General features: G+C 43.6%; 16 protein-coding genes. 4 read left to right on the top strand and 12 right to left on the bottom strand.

What is annotated here, in order from left to right; genetic code table 11:
* Positions 1-9: 9 nt before the first annotated feature.
* Complete coding sequence (trkA, locus tag GDK41_RS00080) at positions 10-1,386, top strand: Trk system potassium transporter TrkA (RefSeq protein ID WP_152084515.1); 1,377 nt, start codon at positions 10-12, stop codon at positions 1,384-1,386.
* Here the strand turns inward: trkA and GDK41_RS00075 are convergent.
* The 5 genes from GDK41_RS00075 to GDK41_RS00055 form a co-directional block, all read right to left on the bottom strand.
* On the bottom strand, positions 1,383-2,063 hold the full coding sequence (locus GDK41_RS00075) for a flagellar brake protein (RefSeq protein WP_152084514.1): 681 nt from the start codon (positions 2,061-2,063) through the stop codon (positions 1,383-1,385). The two genes, trkA and GDK41_RS00075, sit on opposite strands and share 4 nt — an antisense overlap.
* A 132-nt stretch (positions 2,064-2,195) precedes the next feature.
* On the bottom strand, positions 2,196-3,647 hold the full coding sequence (locus GDK41_RS00070; protein WP_152084513.1) for a TrkH family potassium uptake protein: 1,452 nt from the start codon (positions 3,645-3,647) through the stop codon (positions 2,196-2,198).
* Positions 3,648-3,695: 48 nt separating this feature from the next.
* Positions 3,696-4,310 carry a YigZ family protein gene (locus tag GDK41_RS00065; protein ID WP_152084512.1) on the bottom strand — a complete coding sequence of 205 codons (615 nt, stop codon included), beginning with the start codon at positions 4,308-4,310 and terminating at the stop codon, positions 3,696-3,698.
* Between the two features lie 65 nt (positions 4,311-4,375).
* On the bottom strand, positions 4,376-5,698 hold the full coding sequence (pepQ, locus tag GDK41_RS00060; RefSeq protein ID WP_152084511.1) for a Xaa-Pro dipeptidase: 1,323 nt from the start codon (positions 5,696-5,698) through the stop codon (positions 4,376-4,378).
* Positions 5,699-5,817: 119 nt separating this feature from the next.
* Positions 5,818-7,704, bottom strand: a complete 1,887-nt coding sequence (locus GDK41_RS00055) for a transglycosylase SLT domain-containing protein (RefSeq protein WP_152084510.1) — start codon at positions 7,702-7,704, stop codon at positions 5,818-5,820.
* A gap of 271 nt (positions 7,705-7,975) precedes the next feature.
* On the opposite strand from GDK41_RS00055, the gene fadB reads away from it, so the two are divergent.
* The 3 genes from fadB to tusA all read left to right on the top strand — a co-directional run bounded on the left by fadB (position 7,976) and on the right by tusA (position 11,747).
* Positions 7,976-10,138 carry a fatty acid oxidation complex subunit alpha FadB gene (fadB, locus tag GDK41_RS00050; protein ID WP_152084509.1) on the top strand — a complete coding sequence of 721 codons (2,163 nt, stop codon included), beginning with the start codon at positions 7,976-7,978 and terminating at the stop codon, positions 10,136-10,138.
* Between the two features lie 10 nt (positions 10,139-10,148).
* Positions 10,149-11,321, top strand: a complete 1,173-nt coding sequence (gene fadA, locus GDK41_RS00045) for an acetyl-CoA C-acyltransferase FadA (RefSeq protein WP_152087459.1) — start codon at positions 10,149-10,151, stop codon at positions 11,319-11,321.
* Positions 11,322-11,507: 186 nt separating this feature from the next.
* Positions 11,508-11,747 (top strand): sulfurtransferase TusA, encoded by a 240-nt coding sequence (gene tusA / locus GDK41_RS00040; RefSeq protein ID WP_152084508.1) that lies wholly within the window; start codon positions 11,508-11,510, stop codon positions 11,745-11,747.
* 16 nt (positions 11,748-11,763) lie between these two features.
* Here tusA and GDK41_RS00035 read toward each other — a convergent pair whose 3' ends face one another.
* The 7 genes from GDK41_RS00035 to dnaA all read right to left on the bottom strand — a co-directional run bounded on the left by GDK41_RS00035 (position 11,764) and on the right by dnaA (position 21,531).
* On the bottom strand, positions 11,764-12,207 hold the full coding sequence (locus GDK41_RS00035; protein WP_152084507.1) for a hypothetical protein: 444 nt from the start codon (positions 12,205-12,207) through the stop codon (positions 11,764-11,766).
* Between the two features lie 130 nt (positions 12,208-12,337).
* Positions 12,338-14,407, bottom strand: a complete 2,070-nt coding sequence (glyS, locus tag GDK41_RS00030) for a glycine--tRNA ligase subunit beta (protein ID WP_152084506.1) — start codon at positions 14,405-14,407, stop codon at positions 12,338-12,340.
* Positions 14,408-14,409: 2 nt separating this feature from the next.
* The gene (gene glyQ / locus GDK41_RS00025; protein ID WP_152084505.1) at positions 14,410-15,309 is read right to left on the bottom strand and encodes a glycine--tRNA ligase subunit alpha; all 900 of its coding nucleotides are present in this window, start codon (positions 15,307-15,309) and stop codon (positions 14,410-14,412) included.
* Between the two features lie 177 nt (positions 15,310-15,486).
* Positions 15,487-17,910, bottom strand: a complete 2,424-nt coding sequence (gyrB, locus tag GDK41_RS00020; protein ID WP_152084504.1) for a DNA topoisomerase (ATP-hydrolyzing) subunit B — start codon at positions 17,908-17,910, stop codon at positions 15,487-15,489.
* A 12-nt stretch (positions 17,911-17,922) separates the two neighbouring features.
* Positions 17,923-19,011: a DNA replication/repair protein RecF gene (gene recF / locus GDK41_RS00015; protein WP_152084503.1), complete on the bottom strand. Its 1,089-nt coding sequence runs from the start codon at positions 19,009-19,011 to the stop codon at positions 17,923-17,925.
* Between the two features lies 1 nt (position 19,012).
* The gene (dnaN, locus tag GDK41_RS00010; RefSeq protein WP_152084502.1) at positions 19,013-20,116 is read right to left on the bottom strand and encodes a DNA polymerase III subunit beta; all 1,104 of its coding nucleotides are present in this window, start codon (positions 20,114-20,116) and stop codon (positions 19,013-19,015) included.
* Between the two features lie 14 nt (positions 20,117-20,130).
* Positions 20,131-21,531: a chromosomal replication initiator protein DnaA gene (dnaA, locus tag GDK41_RS00005; protein WP_152084501.1), complete on the bottom strand. Its 1,401-nt coding sequence runs from the start codon at positions 21,529-21,531 to the stop codon at positions 20,131-20,133.

Raw genomic sequence — 21,531 nt, 5'->3', positions numbered from 1 at the left:
GTTAAAAATATGAAAATCATCATCTTAGGCGCTGGTCAGGTTGGCGGAACACTCGCAGAAAACTTGGTTGGTGAGCAAAACGAAATCACTGTTGTAGATATCGATGGCGACAGGTTGCGTGAGCTTCAAGATAAGTATGACTTGCAAGGTGTAACTGGCCACAGTGCGCACCCTGATGTGCTTCGCCAAGCAGGCGCTGAAGATGCTGATATGATTATTGCCGTAACCAGCTCTGATGAAGTCAATATGATAGCCTGTCAGGTGGCGTACAGTATTTTCAATACGCCGACAAAGATAGCTAGGATCCGCTCAGAGCAATACTTAAAATATAAAGAAAAGCTATTCCAAAATGATGACTTACCGGTAGATCACTATATCGCCCCCGAACAATTGGTCACCAAGTACATCCGACGCTTAATTGACTACCCTGGTGCGTTACAGGTGTTACAATTTGCTGATGGTATGCTGTCACTTGTTGCGGTCAAGGCCTATTATGGTGGCTTGTTAGTAGGCTATGCGCTATCAGCACTCAAAGAACACATTCCCAATGTAGATACTCGCGTTGCCGCTATCTATCGCCAAGGTAAAGCCATTAAACCTCTAGGTACAACTGTGATAGAGGCTGATGATGAAATTTTCTTTATTGCAGCTACTAAACACATTCGAGCAGTCATGAACGAGCTACAGAAACTAGAGCGCTCGTACAAGAAAATCATGATTGCGGGGGGCGGTAACATAGGAGCAGGTTTAGCCCGCTCTTTAGAGCGCAACCACAGTGTAAAACTGATAGAGCGAAACCAACAGCGAGCGACTCAACTATCTGAAATGCTTGACAACACTGTGGTGTTTTGTGGGGACGCATCAGATCAAGAGCTGCTCTCTGAGGAGCATATCGAACAAGTTGATGTTTTTATTGCGGTTACCAATGATGACGAAGCAAATATAATGGCTGCTATGCTCGCCAAACGCATGGGCGCGCAAAAAACCATGGTGCTTATCCAGCGAGGTGCTTACGTTGATCTGGTTCAAGGTGGTGAGATAGATATCGCAATATCACCTCAGCAAGCCACTATCTCTGCACTTTTAACCCATGTACGCCGTGGCGATATTGTGAATGTTTATTCATTACGTAAAGGTGCCGCGGAGGCTATTGAGGCCGTAGCACACGGTGATGAAAACACCTCTAAAGTAGTTGGCCGTACAATCGCAGAAATCAAACTCCCTGCAGGCACCACCATTGGTGCAATTGTTCGCAATGATGAAGTGCTTATTGCACATGATGATACCACCATACTATCGGGCGACCATGTGATCATGTTTTTAATTGATAAGCGCCAGATCAGTGTGGTTGAAAAACTATTTCAAGTCAGCGCGCTATTTGTTTAGCGCCCACTTTTATGTAGTACTGATAAGTCTATCAAGCACTGCTGAAGGATTTCATCTACCTTTCCCTCATCAGCAATCAGCTTTATTCCAAGCAGTGTAATATCTTCTTGGTGTGTTGTACTACACACCTCGCCTTGCAAACTAATTTGCTGTTTATCTTTACCCGTAATCACAATATGACAAGATTTATCATGAACAGGTAAATCCACCAAATCGCCTGACAAGCTAAATAGTAACCCCGTACGAGAAATATCTTTTATGACCCCTTCGCAGTTAGAGCGCTTAGTCATTAGCATCGCAGGGAGCAAAGTTGGAATGCGTACTTGGTTCCTTAAACCTTGGCTCTGAATTTTTTTAGGTGGGTACAGAAAAATCAATTTAGTTGGCGTGTAAGTCACAGCTTTGATGTCAGTTTTAAATGCGATGATTTGCCCATCACTGTGATCTGCAACCGCTCTGACAATGACCGTCGCACCCTCTTGAATAAATGTAGCCGCTCTACCCAACTGTTTTTGTTCAGGATAATTAATAATAATATATTGTCCTGCCAAATAACCTATAAACTCCGTTTTTACCCGTTTCGAGCTAGTTGGCATAAGAATTTCGAGGTCAACCAAATTACCAACGGTAATAAGCTCGATTTTTTGAAATCCCGTCGAAGACTTACTTTTTAACATACTGACTCTCGAACTCCTTAAGATCAACCCAATACAGTGTTGACCAAATCAGCGGTGCTGATTAAAAAAAACACACGCGCCCGCCAGCAATGCTGTATCGTTCCAACGAGCCACTTAAAAATTTATTACGGCTTAACCACGCCAAAACGTAGGTGTGAATAACACCAATAACGTAAATATTTCCAGCCGACCGAATACCATTGCCAGGGTTAAAATCCATTTTGCGGCATCACTAATATCACCATAGTGCGCAGCGACTTGTCCAAGACCAGGACCAAGGTTATTTAAACACGCAGCCGTGGCTGAGAAGGCTGTAATATTATCAAGGCCTGTGCCTAACAGGGCTATCATGATTATCACAAAGACTAAAGCATATGCCGAAAAAAAACCCCACACGGCTTCAACCACTTTGTCCGGTAGTGCTTTTCGTCCTAACTTAATTGAGTAAATAGCACGCGGGTGGACCAAGCGATTCAACTCTCTCACCCCTTGAAGGTATAGCAAAAACACTCTCACAACCTTCATACCGCCACCTGTCGAACCTGCACACCCACCAATAAAACTTGAGAATATTAACAATATAGGTAAAAACAATGGCCATGCAGAGAAGTTGTCCGTTGCAAATCCTGCGGTCGTACTAATTGAAACGGCCTGAAACATTGCCTGGTCCAGGGTTTCATCTCCATTGCTGTACACTTGGTTTGATGACAATACAGCAAAACAAATCACCACCAATGCCAACTGAATTAATAAAAAGACTTTAAATTCTGGGTCACGTAAATACGTTCTGACATTCCGGCTCGATACCGCAGCATAGTGCAACGAGAAATTAATTCCTGCGATCAGCAAAAACACCACACAAATGATATTAATCACAGGACTATCAAAATGACCCATTGATGCATCATAAGTGGAAAAACCACCAATTGCGATGGTTGAGAAAGCGTGGCAAATAGCATCAAACCACCCCATTCCAGCTAACTTATATGATGCAGTACATGCAAGGGTGAGTGAAACATAGATATACCATAAGTGCTTTGCTGTATCAGCAATACGCGGAGTCATCTTAGAATCTTTGACTGGTCCGGGTGTCTCAGCTCGATACAACTGCATCCCACCAACACCAAGCATGGGCAGTACCGCAACAGCTAAAACAATGATCCCCATACCGCCTAGCCATTGTAATTGCTGCCGATAAAATAACACCGATTTAGGTAAATATTCGATCCCCGTCAATACCGTAGCTCCCGTGGTGGTTAACCCAGAGAATGCCTCAAATACCGCGTCTGCTAACGAAAGATTTGGAGATTGTAAAAAAATCAGTGGTACTGATGCGAAAAAGCCCAGCACCAACCAAAATAAAACCACAATTAAGAAGCCTTCACGGGCTTTTAGGTCCCCTCTCTCTTTGCGGTTTGGATAATATGCGATAAGGCCAATGACAATGCTAAACACAAAGGCCAGTACAAACGGTACACCACCACCGTCTTTATATATTAAAGACACCAACGCAGGCGGCACCATGGTGATGCTAAACAACGCTACTAATTGGCCTAGTATTTTTATTATGGTACGAAATTGCATGCCGCGTTTCGCTTATCTGTCATTTAAAGTTTTAGAGTGTTGATTGTCTTATGCTTTGATTTTTAACTCAACCACACCATGCGTTAAATCCAAAATTTCTTGCTTTGCTTGCTGTGCTTGCCTGTGGTCAATGTCAATTTGCCACTGAATATGAGCGCCATACAGCTTGTCTATGTTCAATACCGTAAAATGGCTATTAAGATATTGCTCTATAATCCCCTGTAAAGCGTAGTCAGAATCCCCCACTAACTGTACCGATGGTATCTTTAAGCTGGTTTGCAATTGCGCCAACGCATTGTTTAGCGTACCGCCATATGCTCTTACCAATCCTCCTGTACCAAGCTTTATCCCGCCAAAGTAGCGCGTGGTCACTGCTGTTACCTCACCAAGCCCTGAGCCTATCAATACATTGAGCATAGGCTTACCTGCAGTGCCATTTGGTTCGCCATCATCTGAGAACCCATAAACATGGCTGCCACCCGGCTGACCCGCTACATGCGCCCAACAATTATGGCGTGCGTCAGGGTACTGTTCATTTATCTGTTTAATAAATGCCTTTGCATCGTTAATACTCGGGGTGTGGGCTAGGTGAACAATGAAGGTGCTTTTTTTAATTTCTTCGTGGTAACTCAAAGAGCCAGATGGGATATGGTATTCAGACATGAATGATGTAACGCCTTACAAATTTAAAGGGAGCCTTATGCTCCCTTTAATCATACACCGAGAGTTTAGTCTAAGTCTAAGTCGCGAGTCATATTCTCAAGCCTATCTTCGTGCACAATGATGTTATCCTCAATGCGGATACCACCATACGGTTTAAACTGCTCAACTTTATCCCAGTTAATGTACTTTTTATGCTCAGTTTGTGCCAAATCACCTAGCAAAGAATCAATAAAGTAAAGCCCCGGTTCAATAGTGAATACCTGCTTAGCTTCTATCTTTCTGGTGCAACGTAAGAATGGATGACCTTCAGGTGGCGCTTGATGTGTTCCTGATTCATCCGCCATGAAGCCCCCCATATCATGCACCTGTAGGCCTAAATGATGGCCAAGTCCATGTGGGAAGAAAGTAGAGGTGATCCCTTTTGCAACAATATCTTGAGCAGGCAGCTTAACAATATCAAAGTCGCTCAGCACTTGTGCGACTCTTGCGTGACAATCAATATGAAGCTCGCCATAAAGCTTACCAGGACTCAACGCTTTACCTAGTTGAATCTGGTGGTCATTCATCACCTTTACCAATTCAGCAAATTCACCTTGCTGTGCAAAATCGTAAGTACGCGTAATGTCAGATGCATAACCATTAAAGTTAGCTCCTGCATCAATCAAAAATGAACGATGGTGCTGAGGTGCTTTTCGCTCAAAGTGAGTGTAATGCAAAATGGCACAGTTTTCGTTTAATGCCACTATGTTGCCATATGGCGTATCGTTTTCCATATGCTCGGTGGCATTTAAGTACGCCTGCTGAATCGCAAACTCAGACCCACCCGCATAAAACATATCACGCGCAGCCTTATGTCCTAGTACCGCCAAACGATTCGCTTCACGTAAACAACTCAGCTCATATTGCGTTTTATACGCACGGTGATAATGGAAATAATTCATTACCGGCTCTGGGTTTACATTCGTAAAGCCTAGCGCTTGTGCTACTTCTAAGTACTCACCTATGTAAGCAAAATTGGCTTTATCATAAGGTAAAAACTTTTCTACCTGATCGGGCTGCACTAACAAGTCGATATCAAAATAGTCAGCCCAAAAATCATTTGGCTCATCAGGAACTTTATGCCAAAAATCAACTGGACGATAAAAAATCAACTTGGGTTTATCAGTGCCATTAACCACAATCCAACAATGTGGGTTGTCAATCACAGGAAGCCATGCTTTAAATTGCGGGTTAACCTTAAATGGATAGTACATATCATCTAAGAATTGGCGCTTTGCTTGACCCGAGTGGATCACAAGGCCTTCAAGCCCTTCTTGCTCGATAATGGTTTTCGTGCGCTGCTGCAAAGTAGCAATGTGTTCAGCGTAATAGTGTGCTAATTGTTCCATGATAAACCGTATTGTTGCTTGTGATGATTTTGAGTCTAACACAAGCAAAAAAAAACAATCCAGCGAAGTAGCTAGATTGCTTTTTATTAGAGCGTCAAGCTGTGCATTATCTAATACACTTAGCCCCCTATTTGCATATCAAGTAGTTGCGCCACAATATTACCCTCTCTGCCTAAGCGGGTGTGATACACCTGACGATAAGCAAACACGTTTTTCACATAATCGCGCGTTTCCCGATATGGAATAAGCTCTATCCATAACTCAGCAGGCATTGCCTCATCAGGTAACCAGCGTTTAATTCTATGATACCCAGCGTTGTAAGAAGCAGTAGCCAGCATCTCATTGCCATGATTTTTCTTTTTCAAATACTCTAAATAATCAGTACCCAGACGAATGTTTGTGGCGGGTTGTAGTAAATTTCTTTTTGAAACACGTTGTTTAGAGATATAACGAGCGGTACTGGGTAACAGCTGCATTAAACCATACGCATTCGCGTGAGAGCGGGCATCTGGCGCAAATGAACTCTCTCTTCGTGCAATGGCAATACTCCATGCCATATCAACGTGGTTACGTTTACTGTAGCGACTAAAATATTTTTCAAAAGCCATTGGAAAGCGCAAATCAACATAATCCCATGCTTGTATCTGCGCTAAGGTATAGATAGTGCTGTCGTACCAATCCAGCTCTGCTGCTAAAATGGAGGCAGCCAGTTTCTCTGCAACACTAGAGGTATTGGTTAAGTAGTTCCACTCTCGGCGTGCCGATGTATACCGTTCTAATTCATACAGCGCTTTCGCTCGTTTGAATCCTGGCGCTTCAGACACTTTAGCCACCAGACTTGGCGGCACATTTAAAGACTTCTGATTTAAAGAGATATCTAGCCCTAACCGCCCTGCGGCTAAAAAGCCATAGTAATCTCGCTCACCCGCGATTTGTTGCCACAATTGATTGGCTTTGTCTAACTCTCCACGCTGTGCATAACTGTAGGCCAGCCAATAGGTTTGCCCATGGCTTAAATCCTTCATACCTGTAAACAAAGCCGCAATACCCGACCAATCTTGCTCTTTGAGCATGTTGCTCATCATCCATTGACGCAACTTAGCGTCTTGCTTCTGTGGTTTAACTTTATTTAACCAAAACTTAGCTTCAGGGTGGCCTTTAGACGCCAAAGCCAATGCAAAACGATACGCCACACTGTCTGTTTGCTGCTCAGTAAAGTTGAACATGGTTTGCAACTTGTCCCATGCTTTTAGCGCCAGCTTTGGGTCACGCCATATCAGACGCCGTACACCATATACCGCAATTTGAGCTTCCTTTTCACTGCGGGTTTTATAGCGATAAAGCCCCGCCGAGGCACTCGGATCACGACGAACCGTGGTATATAAGTCTGCTAAATATGCTTCATTTTTGGGTAAAAGCGTTTTCAGATAGCGTAATAAAGAAACCTGCCCGCCTTGCGCGGCTTTTGTGATACGAGCCCATACACGCTCGTCGGTTAAGTACCCAGCCTGTTGCCATTGCTCAAATATACTATTGCAAGCTCGAGGTTGAGATTGACCAACTACCCATAAATCAGACACTTGATCCAAAATGGCATTTTTAGGTGCCCCCAAATCGAGCTGATACTGTAAGTAGGTGCATTGTAATTCAACATCGCTGCTGGGTTGGTAATAATCAATAAATAAGGCTTTTTTTCCTCTGCGTTTGAGGTATTTAAGCCAACTTTCTCGTACCGGCCACTCCAACGGAGTACTCTCATAGACCATTAAAAAATGGGCTATTTTCTGCTCATACTTCAGCCTCGGATGACGCTCATAAAAAGCCATTTCTACATACGGTTTAAGTGGATGGTCTAATTGATTAAGTGCTTGGGTGAACGCGCTATAGTTACCAGACCAAGCGATTCTTTCTGCTTGTTTAAACGCCTCATGGTCACTGCTTGCAAAAGAAAACCAGCTCATAGCAGCCAAGCCAGTTGCAGCAACTTGTAAGATCCATGATTTCATATTGACCTTCGAATAATTAGTTGTCTTAAAATGTGTAAGATGAAAGTCAATAACCTTTCCCCTACAGCCCAACTTATGCAGCAAAACCAGTAAATCCTGACTAGGCTGTAAGTTCATAAAAAGAGACACAGCCACCATATCACCAAAGCTTACACTTTTTAAGATATGGGTAAACGCTGAGTAAATTTTTCATTGCATTTTTCATTTAAAGCGGCCAAACTGGGTGAAATAGCAACTCATCGTACCAGTGTAACTACACGGGAGAACAAGCATGTTATATAAAAGCGAGTCCTTTGTTGTTGATTTTTGCAAAGGCAAGATCGCTGAATTTAAGTTTTGTATGCCAGGCTCGGTAAACAAGCTTTCTCAGCAAACCCTAAAAGAATGCGCCATTGCATTCAAAGAATTAAGCCAACGCGACGATATTGACGCGATGGTATTCACCAGTGATAAAGACCACTTTATTATTGGCGCCGACATTTTTGAGTTTTTACCTACTTTCCAGCGCCCAGAAGAAGAACTTGTAGGCTGGATCAAAGATGCCACAGATGTTTTTGACGCCATCGAAGATTTACCCTTTCCAACCGCTAGCGCTATCCACGGCTTAGCTCTGGGTGGCGGCTGCGAATGGCTACTTGCCACTGATTATCGCCTTGCAAGTAACAGCGCCAAAATTGGTCTACCTGAAGTAAAACTAGGCATCATGCCGGGCTTCGGTGGTACCGTACGCTTACCTCGCTTAATCGGCGCTGACAATGCGATGACTTGGATCACCACAGGTAAAGAAAATCGTGCCGGAGAAGCCTTAAAAGTAGGTGCGGTAGATGGTGTCGTTGCACCTGATAAACTACTAGAAGGTGCAATCAGCGTACTTGAGCAAGCAGTAGCAGGCAAATTAGATTGGCGAGCAAAACGTCAAGTAAAACTAGAGCCGCTAAAAATGAACCGCGTTGAGCAAGGTATGAGCTTTGCGATGGCTGAAGGCATGGTTATGGGTAAAACCAAAGGCCATTACCCGGCCCCTGTGATGGCAGTAAAAACCATTCAAGCTGCTGCAAATGCAACACGTGCTGAAGCCATGGCAATTGAAAATGCGAATTTTGCAAAACTCGCTAAAACCAAAGAAGCCGCTGCGCAAACAGGCATCTTTTTGGCTGACCAATACATTAAGGGCGTGGCCAAAAAACAAGCTAAAGCGTCGAGCGTTGAAATTAAACAAGCAGCCGTGTTGGGTGCAGGTATCATGGGCGGCGGCATTGCATATCAATCTGCCTATAAAGGCACGCCCATCGTCATGAAAGACATTAATCAAGACGCACTTGATTTAGGTATGAATGAAGCAGCAACTATTTTGGGCAAAAAAGTTCAGCGTGGTCATATGGCCATGGATAAAATGGTGGCAACGCTTGGTAAGATCAAGCCGACTCTTGAAGATCGTGACCTAGACCATGCGGATATCGTCGTTGAAGCGGTTGTAGAACATCCTAAAGTAAAACAAACTGTATTGGCTGGTTTGGAGGCACAATTACCTGAAGGCACGATTTTAACCTCAAACACATCAACGATTCGTATTGATGAATTAGCGTCTGCGTTAAAGCACCCAGAACACTTCTGCGGTATGCACTTTTTTAACCCAGTACCAAAAATGCCACTGGTTGAAATTATTCGTGGCGAAAAAACATCAGAAGCTACCATTAATGCCGTGGTTGATTATGCATTAAAGCTCGGCAAGTCTCCTATTGTTGTTAACGACTGTCCTGGCTTTTTCGTAAACCGCGTATTGTTCCCTTATTTTGCAGGCTTTAGTCAGTTAGTAGTTGAAGGTGCCGACTTTAGCAAAGTCGATAAAGTCATGGAGAATGTATTTGGTTGGCCGATGGGTCCTGCATATCTACTTGACGTTGTGGGCATTGACACCGCGAACCACTGTACTGGTGTAATGGCTGATGGCTTCCCTGAGCGGATGGCTCGTCAAGAAAAAGACCCAGTCGCAGTGCTGGCACAAGCCGAGCGTTTTGGTCAGAAAAACAAAGTGGGCTTTTATCAGTATGCGCCAGATCGTAAAGGCCGCTTGAAAAAGTCAAAAGATGCTGCATCTGTTGAGCTGTTAAGCTCAATTTGTGAGCCAAGCAAAGAGTTTGACAAGCAAACCATCATTGAGCGTTGTATGGTGCCAATGCTGAACGAAGTACTACTTTGTTTACAAGAAGGAATAGTCGCTTCTGCACAAGAAGCGGATATGGCACTGATTTACGGTATTGGCTTCCCACCATTTAGAGGTGGCGCATTCCGCTATCTAGATCAAATTGGCCTAGCAAACTTTGTTGCGATGGCAGATAAATATGCTCACCTAGGCGCAATTTATCAGGTATCTGAGCAAACCCGTGCATGGGCAAACGAAGGTAAAGTGTTCTATTCAGTGGAGGGCCAGTAACATGTCAGCAATGCAACAAGCGGTTATCGTAGATTGTCTTCGTACCCCAATGGGCCGCTCTAAAAACGGTGTATTCAAAAATCGCCGTGCTGAAGACCTAAGCGCACATCTAATGAAAGGCTTATTAGATCGCAACCCAAGTGTAGACCCAGCATCAATTGATGATATTTATTGGGGTTGTGTGCAACAAACCCTTGAGCAAGGCTTTAACGTAGCACGTAACGCTGCACTGCTTGCTGGTATCCCGCACTCGGTGCCTGCGGTTACCGTAAACCGTTTATGTGGCTCATCGATGCAAGCGCTACATGACGCTGCACGCGCTATCATGACAGGTGCAGGTGATACTTATCTTATCGGTGGTGTTGAGCATATGGGTCACGTACCTATGACGCACGGTGTTGATTTTCACCCTGGGTTATCAACCTCAATTGCGCAAGCAGCAGGCGTGATGGGCCTAACAGCAGAATACCTAGCAACGCTGCACGGCATAAGCCGTGAGCAACAAGACGAATTTGCTTATCGCTCACATCAACGCGCACATGCTGCAACCGTTGAAGGTCGTTTTGCCAAAGAGATTTTGCCAATGGAAGGTCACGACGAAAACGGCGTACCTGTCTTAGTTGAGCATGACGAAGTGATCCGCCCAGAAACAACGGTTGAAGGCTTAAGTCAACTACGCCCTGTATTTAATCCGGCATCGGGTACCGTTACTGCCGGTACCTCTTCGGCACTATCAGATGGCGCATCTGCAATGCTTGTGATGAGTGAAAGCAAAGCCAAAGAGCTTGGCTTACCGATCCGTGCACGTATCAAGTCAATGGCTGTTGCTGGTTGCGATCCATCAATCATGGGTTACGGACCGGTTCCTGCAAGCAAAAAAGCACTGCAACAAGCGGGTATCAGTATTGATGATATCGATGTTGCTGAGCTAAACGAAGCGTTTGCAGCACAATCTTTACCAGTACTTAAAGACTTAGGGCTACTCGAAGTTGCCGATGAGAAAGTGAACTTAAACGGCGGCGCAATCGCGCTGGGTCACCCGTTAGGTTGTTCTGGTTCACGTATCAGTACAACGCTCATCAACTTAATGGAAGAAAAGAATGCCAAATACGGCTTAGCAACTATGTGTATTGGTTTAGGCCAAGGTATTGCAACGGTATTTGAGCGTGTTGATCTCGATTAATCAATCCCCTAGCCAGGTAAGTTGTCTACTTGGCTAACCCCAATTCAACTTGGTGACAAAGGTAAAGCGATGTTAGTTGCTTTACCTTTTTTCTTGTCTTTTTGTCAGCATCGGTTTATTTGTTTTACAGCTATGGGTAAAATAGCGGGCTAACTTTAGCATTCTAGACGTAAAAAGAGGATTATCATGCCATTTTCTAAAGCAGATCATACGCTTGATGCCATGGGACTACGCTGTCCTGAGCCTGTAATGATGATCAGAGGCATGGTACGCAAAATGAACGACGGCGAAACACTATTAATTATCGCTGATGACCCCTCAACTACGCGAGACATTCCAAGCTTTTGCGAATTTATGGACCACACACTGTTGGCCAAAGAAGTTGAGCAGGCCCCTTTTCGCTACGTGCTAAAAAAAGGCCGATAAACGAAACAGGCTATCACTATGCCTTGTTTACTGTCACTGTTGGTGACTGACTATCGCTGTAGTCAAACGTAATGATATACCAACCTTTTTTGTTTGGTACAAAACTAAAATAGTTATATATAGTGTTACAGTCAGCCAGTTGTGGCTGGCCCAGTTTTAAATTACCTTGTACTTTATAGCCACAGTTATATCCTTTGCTCCACTGTTCATCCGCAATTTTAAATTCATAGACCTTACCCGGACTCATAAATTTTGCTTTTACGGAATAAACACCCGCAGTTCTTGGTTTAAGAATATAATGCGGCTCAGCGTCCCAAAGCGTGAAGTCGCCTCGCAAATACATAGTACGGTCAAATACATCTACCACTGACTGGCTACTAACATGACTATCCGGTGAGTTAATTTGGCTTGAACACGCAGCTAATAACAGCGAGAGTACAACCAAAGTGAGCTTTTTCATTTTACTACTCCAATAAAGATGACCGCAGGTTAAGCGTACTTAAGTGAATACTTGCTTACTCTTGGTATCAGACATACCAAGAAAAAAAGCCAACACGACAGTGCTGGCTTTTTCTATTGCATGATTCAGTTTAGTTTTGTAATACAGAAATATCCGCTGTATTTAAAAACAAGCGGCTAAGTTGGCTCAGAAGCGCCAAACGGTTTTGCTTCACCGCTTCATCATCAGCCATCACCATCACGTTATCAAAGAAAGTGTCTACCGCTTCGCGCAAGCTCGCTAACCGTGTTAACGCTTGTTGATAGTCGCCTTGCTCATAGATAGGTGCCAATTCAGTCGTCAGCGCCGCTACTTGCTCAGCCAGTACTTTCTCAGCATCCTCACCTAACAATGCACTGTTAACTTGTGCATCAGAGGTAACATTGTTCTTAGCAAGAATATTGTTCACTCGCTTATTTGCGGCCGCCAGTGCTTCTGCTTGTGGTAATGAACGGAAGTGACTCACTGCTTTTACACGACGGTCAAAATCAACAGGGGCTGTAGGACGACGCACTAGCACCGCCTGAATAACATCTACGCTGATACCTTCATCTTGATACCAAGCGCGGAAACGACCCAGCATAAACTCTAAGACATCTTCAGCAACGTTATCGTTGCTTAGCTTATCGCCAAACAGCTCTCGAGATTTTGCAACCACATCGTTGATGTCAAGCGCCAGCTCTTTTTCAACCATAATACGTAGTGCACCAATTGCAGCACGACGTAAAGCAAATGGGTCTTTGTCACCTTTCGGTGCTTGGCCAATACCAAAAATACCGACTAGGGTGTCAAACTTATCAGCAAGTGCTACCGCATAGCTAATTGGGTTTGAAGGTAAATCGTCCCCTGCAAAACGCGGCATATATTGCTCATTTTGTGCCAATGCCACTTCTTCAGCTTCACCATCAATACGCGCATAGTGCATTCCCATAACACCTTGCACATCGGTGAACTCCATAACCATTTCGGTCATTAGATCTGTTTTACTCAGTAAGCCAGCTCGCTCAGCAAGCACCTTATCTGCACCCACTTGCGCAGCAATATAACCTGCCAATGCCGAAATGCGCTCAGACTTATCTTTGAGCGTACCCAATTGCTTTTGGAACAATACGCTATCAAGAGAGGCTAAACGGCTTTCTAGAGTTTTCTTCTTATCTGTTTCAAAGAAAAATTGCGCATCAGCTAATCGTGGGCGAACAACTTTCTCATTACCAGAGATAACAACGCTTGGATCTTTGCTTTCAATATTAGAAACAAATAAGAATTTATTAATCAACTGGCCGTTGCTATCTAGCAGTGGGAAGTACTTTTGGTCATCCTTCATGGTGTAGATCAAAGCTTCAGCAGGCACATCTAAAAATGATTCTTCAAATGAGGCAGTGAGTGTTACAGGCCACTCTACTAATGATGTCACTTCTTCAAGTAGATCCTCATCCATAGCTACTTGAGCGTTAACTGCGTTTGCGGCAGCTTCAATTTGCGCTCGTATCATCTCTTTTCGCGCTTGGTAATCAGCAATTACATAAGCAGCTTTCAGTACATCAAACACCTCATCTGCGTGCTTGACGGTAACACGCTCAGGGTGATGGAAACGGTGACCTTGTAGCTCATTGCTGATCTGCTTACCAAGGACTTCACCTTGTACTTGGGTGCTGCCCAGTAACACTGCAACTGTATGTACAGGACGAATAAACTGGGTCTTATAGGCGCCCCATCGCATTGGCTTAGGGATCGGCAATTTAGCTAGAGCTTTGGTTATCGCGTCAGCGAGCAGCTCAACTGTTTGCTGACCTTTTACCGTTGCGCGGTGCATTAGCCATGCACCTTTATCTGTTTCTAAGGTCTGGGCTTCGCTTACATCGATACCACAGCCTCTGGCCCAACCCTGTGCGGCTTTAGTTGGGTTACCGTCGGCATCAAAAGCAGCTTTCGTTGCAGGGCCGCGTTTTTCGACTATCTTATCTTGTTGCTGTGTTTCAAGTGCCGTTACTTTTAAACCTAAACGACGAGGCGACGCGTACCAATCAATGGCTTGATAACCAAGCTCAAGTGCTGCTAATTCGCCAGCCATGTTATCGCGAAATGCCTCTGCAAGCTTACGTAAGGCTTTTGGTGGTAACTCTTCGGTACCAATTTCTACTAATAGATTGTCAGTCAACATGCTTAATCCTTACAAAGCGGGAAACCAAGCGCTTCACGCGCATCATAATATGCTTGTGCGCACGCTTTAGACAGCGCACGTACACGCAAAATATAACGCTGACGTTCGGTTACTGAGATAGCGTGACGCGCATCAAGTAAATTAAAAGCGTGAGACGCTTTCATCACCTGCTCATATGCAGGTAGTGGTAAACCTGCAGCAATCAGCTTTTCACTTTCTTTTTCACATTGATCAAATTGAGCAAATAATGCATCTACATCAGCGTGTTCAAAGTTATAGGTCGACTGCTCTACTTCGTTTTGATGGAATACGTCACCATAGGTCACTTTGCCCATAGGACCGTCGGTCCAAACGAGGTCATAGATGCTATCAACACCTTGTATATACATGGCAAGGCGCTCTAATCCATAGGTGATTTCACCTGTGACAGGCGCGCACTCCAAGCCCCCTACCTGCTGGAAGTAGGTAAACTGAGTGACTTCCATGCCGTTCAACCACACTTCCCATCCAAGACCCCACGCACCGAGCGTTGGAGATTCCCAGTTATCCTCTACAAAGCGCACTTCGTGAGTTAAGGTATCAATACCCATCGCTGCAAGCGAGCCCAAGTAAAGCTCCTGAATGTTATCAGGGGATGGCTTTAGCACTACTTGAAACTGGTAGTAATGCTGTAGGCGGTTTGGGTTCTCACCATAACGGCCATCGGTTGGACGGCGGCATGGCTGCACATACGCACTCGACATTGGCTCAGGGCCAATTGATTTTAAGAAAGTTAGCGGATGAAAGGTACCTGCACCCACTTCCATATCTAAAGGTTGTGCTATCACACACCCCTGTTGGGCCCAGTAGTCCTGTAAAGCCAGGATCAACCCTTGAAAGGTTTTAACGTCATATTTTTGCATAGTTGGCTTATTTATAATTAGGATCTTTATTGCCCTTGAAACAAGCGGTAGGAACGTACACGCCAGCAAGGAATAATGATTGAAAATTATGCTCAGTATACCGCGAGCGGTGTCACGTTTTAAGCGTTAAAATGCAAAAAAGCAGCCAAATGGCTGCTTTTTCCTACATTTTTGGTATTAAACGTCTAGGTTTACTACGCGTAATGCGTTAGTTTCAATAAACTCTCGACGAGGCTCTACTTGGTCACCCATTAGCGTAGCAAATAGTTGGTCTGCGGCGATAGCATCTTCAATGGTTACACGTAGCATACGACGAGCGCTTGGGTCCATGGTGGTTTCCCAAAGCTGGCTTGGGTTCATCTCTCCCAATCCTTTATAACGTTGTGTATACAAGCCGCGTTTTGACTCGCCAATCAACCACTCTAGTGCATCTACAAAGTTATCAACTGGGTAGGTTTTTTCACCACGCTGCATATAGCCATCTTTGCCCAGTATCTTGCTTATATTTTTACCTGTTTGAGCGATACGTACATAGTCTTTTGAAGTGATAAAGTTGTAATCAAGTGTATAGGCTTTATCAACCCCGTGCTGGCGAATTTTCACCACTGGGTAATACATATTACGCTCATCATCAAAGCTAACTTCAGAGCTAAAAATTGTCGCATCTTCATCACAGTCAACTAAGTCTGCAACTAATGACTCAGTCCAAGCTTTAACTTTCGCCTGATCAGACAAGTCTGACTCTGTTAGTTCAGCTTGATATATCAAGCGATTGGTCACTGAAGCTGGGTACTTGCGATTGAGCCTTTCTATGATTTTAACCGTGTTTTGGTAGTCATTAACGATTTCAGCAAGGGCTTCTCCTTCAATAGCAGCAGCGCCTTCACTCGGATAAAGTGCAGCGCCGTTTAAAGCCAAAGAAGTTAAATACACGGTTAACGCAGCATCATCTTTGATGTACTGTTCTTGTTTGCCTTTCTTCACTTTGTAAAGCGGTGGCTGTGCGATATATACGTAACCACGCTCAATAATTTCTGGCATTTGACGATAGAAGAACGTCAATAATAGCGTACGAATGTGAGAACCATCCACGTCGGCATCGGTCATGATGATAATTCGGTGATAGCGCAACTTTTCAGGGTCATACTCATCACGACCAATACCACAGCCTAACGCCGTGATCAGGGTCGCAACTTCTTGTGAAGACAGCATCTTATCAAAACGTGCTTTTTCAACGTTTAGAATTTTACCCTTTAGAGGCAAAATCGCTTGGTTTTTACGGTTACGACCTTGCTTTGCAGAACCACCCGCAGAGTCACCCTCCACTATGTATAGTTCAGAAAGTGCTGGGTCACGTTCTTGGCAATCAGCAAGTTTACCGGGTAAGCCCGCTAAATCCATAGCACCTTTACGACGAGTCATTTCTCGCGCTTTTCTCGCAGCTTCACGAGCACGAGCCGCATCGATAATTTTACCAACAACGGTTTTTGCATCAGCCGGATGCTCAAGTAAAAACTCGGTTAGCTTTTCTGCCATTGCTTGCTCTACAGCAGACTTAACTTCGCTCGATACTAACTTATCTTTGGTTTGAGATGAGAATTTTGGATCAGGAACCTTAACACTGACTACTGCTGTTAACCCCTCACGCGCATCATCACCAGTCGCATTGCTCGTGGTTTTTGCTTTTTTATTAAAGCCTTCTTTTTCCATATAGGTATTGAGCGTACGCGTTAACGCAGCACGGAAGCCCGCTAAGTGAGTACCACCATCGCGTTGTGGAATATTATTGGTAAAACAATAAATATTTTCCTGGAAACCGTCATTCCACTGCATTGATACTTCAACACTAATGCCGTCTTCACGCTCAGACGTAAAATGAAAAACACTTTGATGAACCGGTGTTTTTTTACGGTTTAAGTATTCGACAAATGCTTGAATACCACCTTCATATTTAAAGTGATCCTGTTTATTATCTTCGCGCTCATCGTTTAAAATAATGCTAACACCAGAGTTCAAAAATGAAAGCTCACGCAAACGCTTAGCAAGAATGTCGTAGTGGAAGTTAATATCAGAGAAAGTTTCACCGCTTGGCCAGAAGCGAAGTTCAGTACCTGTTGTATCAGACTCACCAATTTCTGCCAATGGCGCATCAGGCACGCCCATGGTGTATTTTTGCTGATGCACCTTGCCTTCGCGGCGAATTGTTAATTGTAGTTTTTCAGAAAGTGCATTTACAACTGATACACCTACGCCGTGTAGACCACCAGATACTTTATAAGAGTTGTCGTCAAACTTACCACCCGCGTGTAAAACGGTCATGATAACTTCCGCTGCAGATACCCCTTCTTCTTCATGAATTGAAGTGGGAATGCCTCGACCATTATCGCGAACAGAAACAGAACCGTCGGTATGGATGGTGACAAAAATATCATCACAGTGGCCCGCTAACGCCTCATCGATCGAGTTATCTACAACCTCGAACACCATATGATGTAGACCTGTCCCATCATCAGTATCCCCTATATACATTCCTGGACGCTTTCTTACTGCATCCAATCCTTTCAGTACTTTAATACTGGACGAATCGTAATTTTCAGACATGGTTTCTTCCAATTATTTTGTTATTAAGCTGCCATGTTTCACGTGGAACATACTACATGCTCTTTGCATTGGTTCCACAACAGCAGAAATACTTTCAGCGGTGATGGCAGTAATGAACAGCTGAGACTGACACTTTGCCAATAAAGCAGAAACACTCTGCATCGTTTCTTCACCTAACTCTGAAGGTAAGTCATCAATAAGCAGAATAGACTGCTTATCAGTCTCTGACTCAATCAAACTATTCTGTGATACTTTTAGTGCATACAAAAGTAGCTTGAGTTGACCTCGAGACAAAATATTTTCTACGCCGTGACCTTGGCTGAAAAAACTAAAGTCTGCCTTATGTGGCCCTTTACTTGTATAGCCAAGCTTAACATCACGCTCAAATTGTTCTTTTAGTTGTGTCGCAAGACAATTTTTCCATCCTGCATCATAACGTAATTCTAACCCAGAAAATATGGGTATTTGATCTGCTATTTTATCAAAAAATAGCGCTTCAAACCTACTTATATACGCTTTTCTGTGATTATTTATTTGTTCGGCTAGGTTGACGAATTCCTTGTCCCAATATTGCACCTGCTCAGTATAGTTTGATGGTTTTGACTTAAGCAATGCGTTGCGTTGTTTAAGAATCTTATTAAAGTCTCGCCATGCTGAAAAAAAAGCATGTTCCACGTGGAACACACCCAAATCTAAAAATTTTCGACGTTCTTTAGGCCCGCCAAAAAATAGCTCGTAACTCTCTGGCGTAATAACTTGAACAGGAATCAGCTGTGCTAGTTCCGACATTCTTCGGCTAGACTGACCTTGAATTTTTAGCTTAGTTTCGCCTGCTTGGTCTTTACTAATACCTACTGGTATAGACAAGTTATGTATTTGTTTTTTCGCATGAACAACGCATCGAGCTTGCTCATGTCGAATGAGGATCTTAGGCTTATTGGTACGAAAAGACTTTCCGTGAGAGAGAAAATAAATGGCTTCAAGTAATGACGTTTTACCGCTGCCATTTGCCCCGTGAATAATATTGATATCAGGACTTGGCTCAAAAGCCAACGCCTCGATGTTACGAAAATCACCGAGGCTTAAATGCGTTAAGCTCATATTACAAACGCATTGGCATCACAACATAAGTTGCTTCTTCATCACCAACCCCTTCAATCAGGGCACTGCTGTTAGAATCGAGCAAAGTAAATTGTACATCTTCTGTTTTTAACGTATTGAGGACATCCAACACATAAGATACGTTAAAGCCAATTTCCAAGTCATCGCCTTGATAGCCCACTTCCACCACTTCTTCAGCTTGCTCTTGCTCTGGGTTGTTGGCGCTTATTTTCAAAAAGCCGCTAGATAAATTTAAGCGAACCCCACGGAACTTTTCATTTGATAAAATAGAAACTCTTTGGAACGCACTTCTGAGCCATTCGCGGTTTGCATGCACTAGTTTGTCTCCACCTCTGGGCAACACTCGACGATAGTCAGGAAAACGACCATCAACAAGTTTACTGGTGAATGTAAACTCCGCATCAATTAAACGAACATGATTCGCACCAAACTGAATAGTGATACTTTCATCATCAGCTGGCAACAAACGCATAATTTCTTGCACGCCCTTTCTTGGAATAATTAACTGGCGCTGCGTATTAACTGACGCATTTAGTGTTTTTTGTGCTATCGCTAAACGATGACCATCTGTTGCAACAGTTTTAATTTCGTTATTGTCTACTTCAAACGACATCCCATTTAGGTAATAGCGCACATCTTGGTTAGCCATAGAAAAGTGCGTGCTCTCAAGCAACTTGCGCAATTCTAAGCGAGAACATTGAAATTCAACTTCCCCGTCCCATTGCTCAAGATTAGGAAAATCTTCTGCTGCAAGTGTCGTTAAAGAAAAACGACTTTTCCCACTGGTGATCAACAATTGATGCTCTTGGCTTTCAAGTTTGAGCTCACTACCATCTGGCAAACTTTTGCAGATATCAAGCAGCTTTTTAGCTGGCAACGTGACTTTCGCATCCGCACTTGGCTGTTCTAGACTGATTGAGGCAACTAACTCAATTTCTAAGTCAGTGCCTGTCATTGCCAAGGTTCCGTCTTTTATCTCTAACAGAACGTTAGATAAAATGGGCAATGTGTGCTTGCGCTCAATGGCGCCAGACACCTGCATGAGCGGCTTTAAAAATTGCTCTCTTGAAATGGTAATTTGCATAACTTAAACAGCCCTTAAGATGACAATGTTCTGATCAGGTTTTGATAATCTTCTTTTACTTCATGAGATTCATCACGAAGTGCCTTCACTTTACGACATGCATGTAAGACCGTTGTATGGTCTCTGCCACCAAACGCATCGCCAATTTCAGGCAAACTATGGTTTGTTAATTCTTTTGATAACGCCATGGCTACTTGACGTGGTCGAGCTACAGAGCGGCTACGGCGCTTAGATAATAAATCTGATACGCGAATACGGTAATACTCTGCAACTGTACGCTGAATATTATCGATGGTAACCAACTTATCTTGCAGTGCCAACAAATCACGAAGTGCTTCTTTTACAAAGTCGATGGAAATTGGACGACCGGTAAAATTTGCATTTGCTATTACACGGTTCAAAGCACCTTCAAGTTCGCGAACATTCGAGCGTAGCTTTTTAGCAATAAAAAACGCCACTTCATGCGGCAAGTTGATATTACTTTGTTGTGCCTTCTTCATTAATATAGCAACACGCGTTTCAAGCTCAGGTGGCTCAATCGCAATCGTTAGACCCCAGCCAAAACGAGATTTAAGTCTATCTTCAACCCCTTCAATCTCTTTGGGGTAACGATCTGAGGTTAATATAATTTGTTGATTACCCTCTAACAGTGCGTTAAAGGTATGGAAAAATTCTTCTTGCGAGCGCTCTTTATTAGCAAAAAACTGAATATCATCGATCATCAATGCATCAACGCTGCGATAATAACGCTTGAACTCTTCAATTGCGTTATTCTGCAAAGCTTTTACCATGTCTTGAACAAATCGCTCAGAATGCATATAAACAATTTTTGCATCTGGCTTTTTGTCTAAAATACCATTACCTACCGCGTGCAAAAGGTGCGTTTTACCTAAACCTGTACCACCATAGATAAAAACCGGATTAAATGCAGAGCCAGGGTTATCGGCCACTTGAGTTGCCGCAGCTTTAGCAAGCTGGTTAGATTTACCTTCCACAAAGTTATCGAACGTATAGTTCTCTTTTATGTTCGGTTTATACGCTGATTTAGGTGCAGGCTCCACCTTTTCATTACCAGCAGGTAATTTAGGCGCTGCGGGTGCTTGATTACCGCTTTGCATATTAGTTGACTGCTGTGACGACCTTTCTTGCGTAACAGCCTGATCGAGAATGGGTTTACTACCAACATCAAAACGCAGTTCTGGCGCTTCGTTACCACAAATTTCAATCAATAGTTCGTTAATACGATTTAGGTATTTCTCTCGAACCCAATCTAGCACAAAGCGATTAGGTGCATAAATCGTCAAGGTATCTTCGGTACTTTCTGCCTGTAGCGGTCTTACCCACATACTAAATTGCTGAGATGGTAATTCATCTTGCAATACATATAAACAACTTTGCCAAACCGACAGATACAC

This window comes from Pseudoalteromonas sp. A25 (assembly GCF_009176705.1).
Lineage (GTDB): Bacteria > Pseudomonadota > Gammaproteobacteria > Enterobacterales > Alteromonadaceae > Pseudoalteromonas.
The sequence above is the reverse complement of the archived record's forward strand: the minus strand, read 5'-3'. Positions and strand labels throughout refer to the sequence as shown.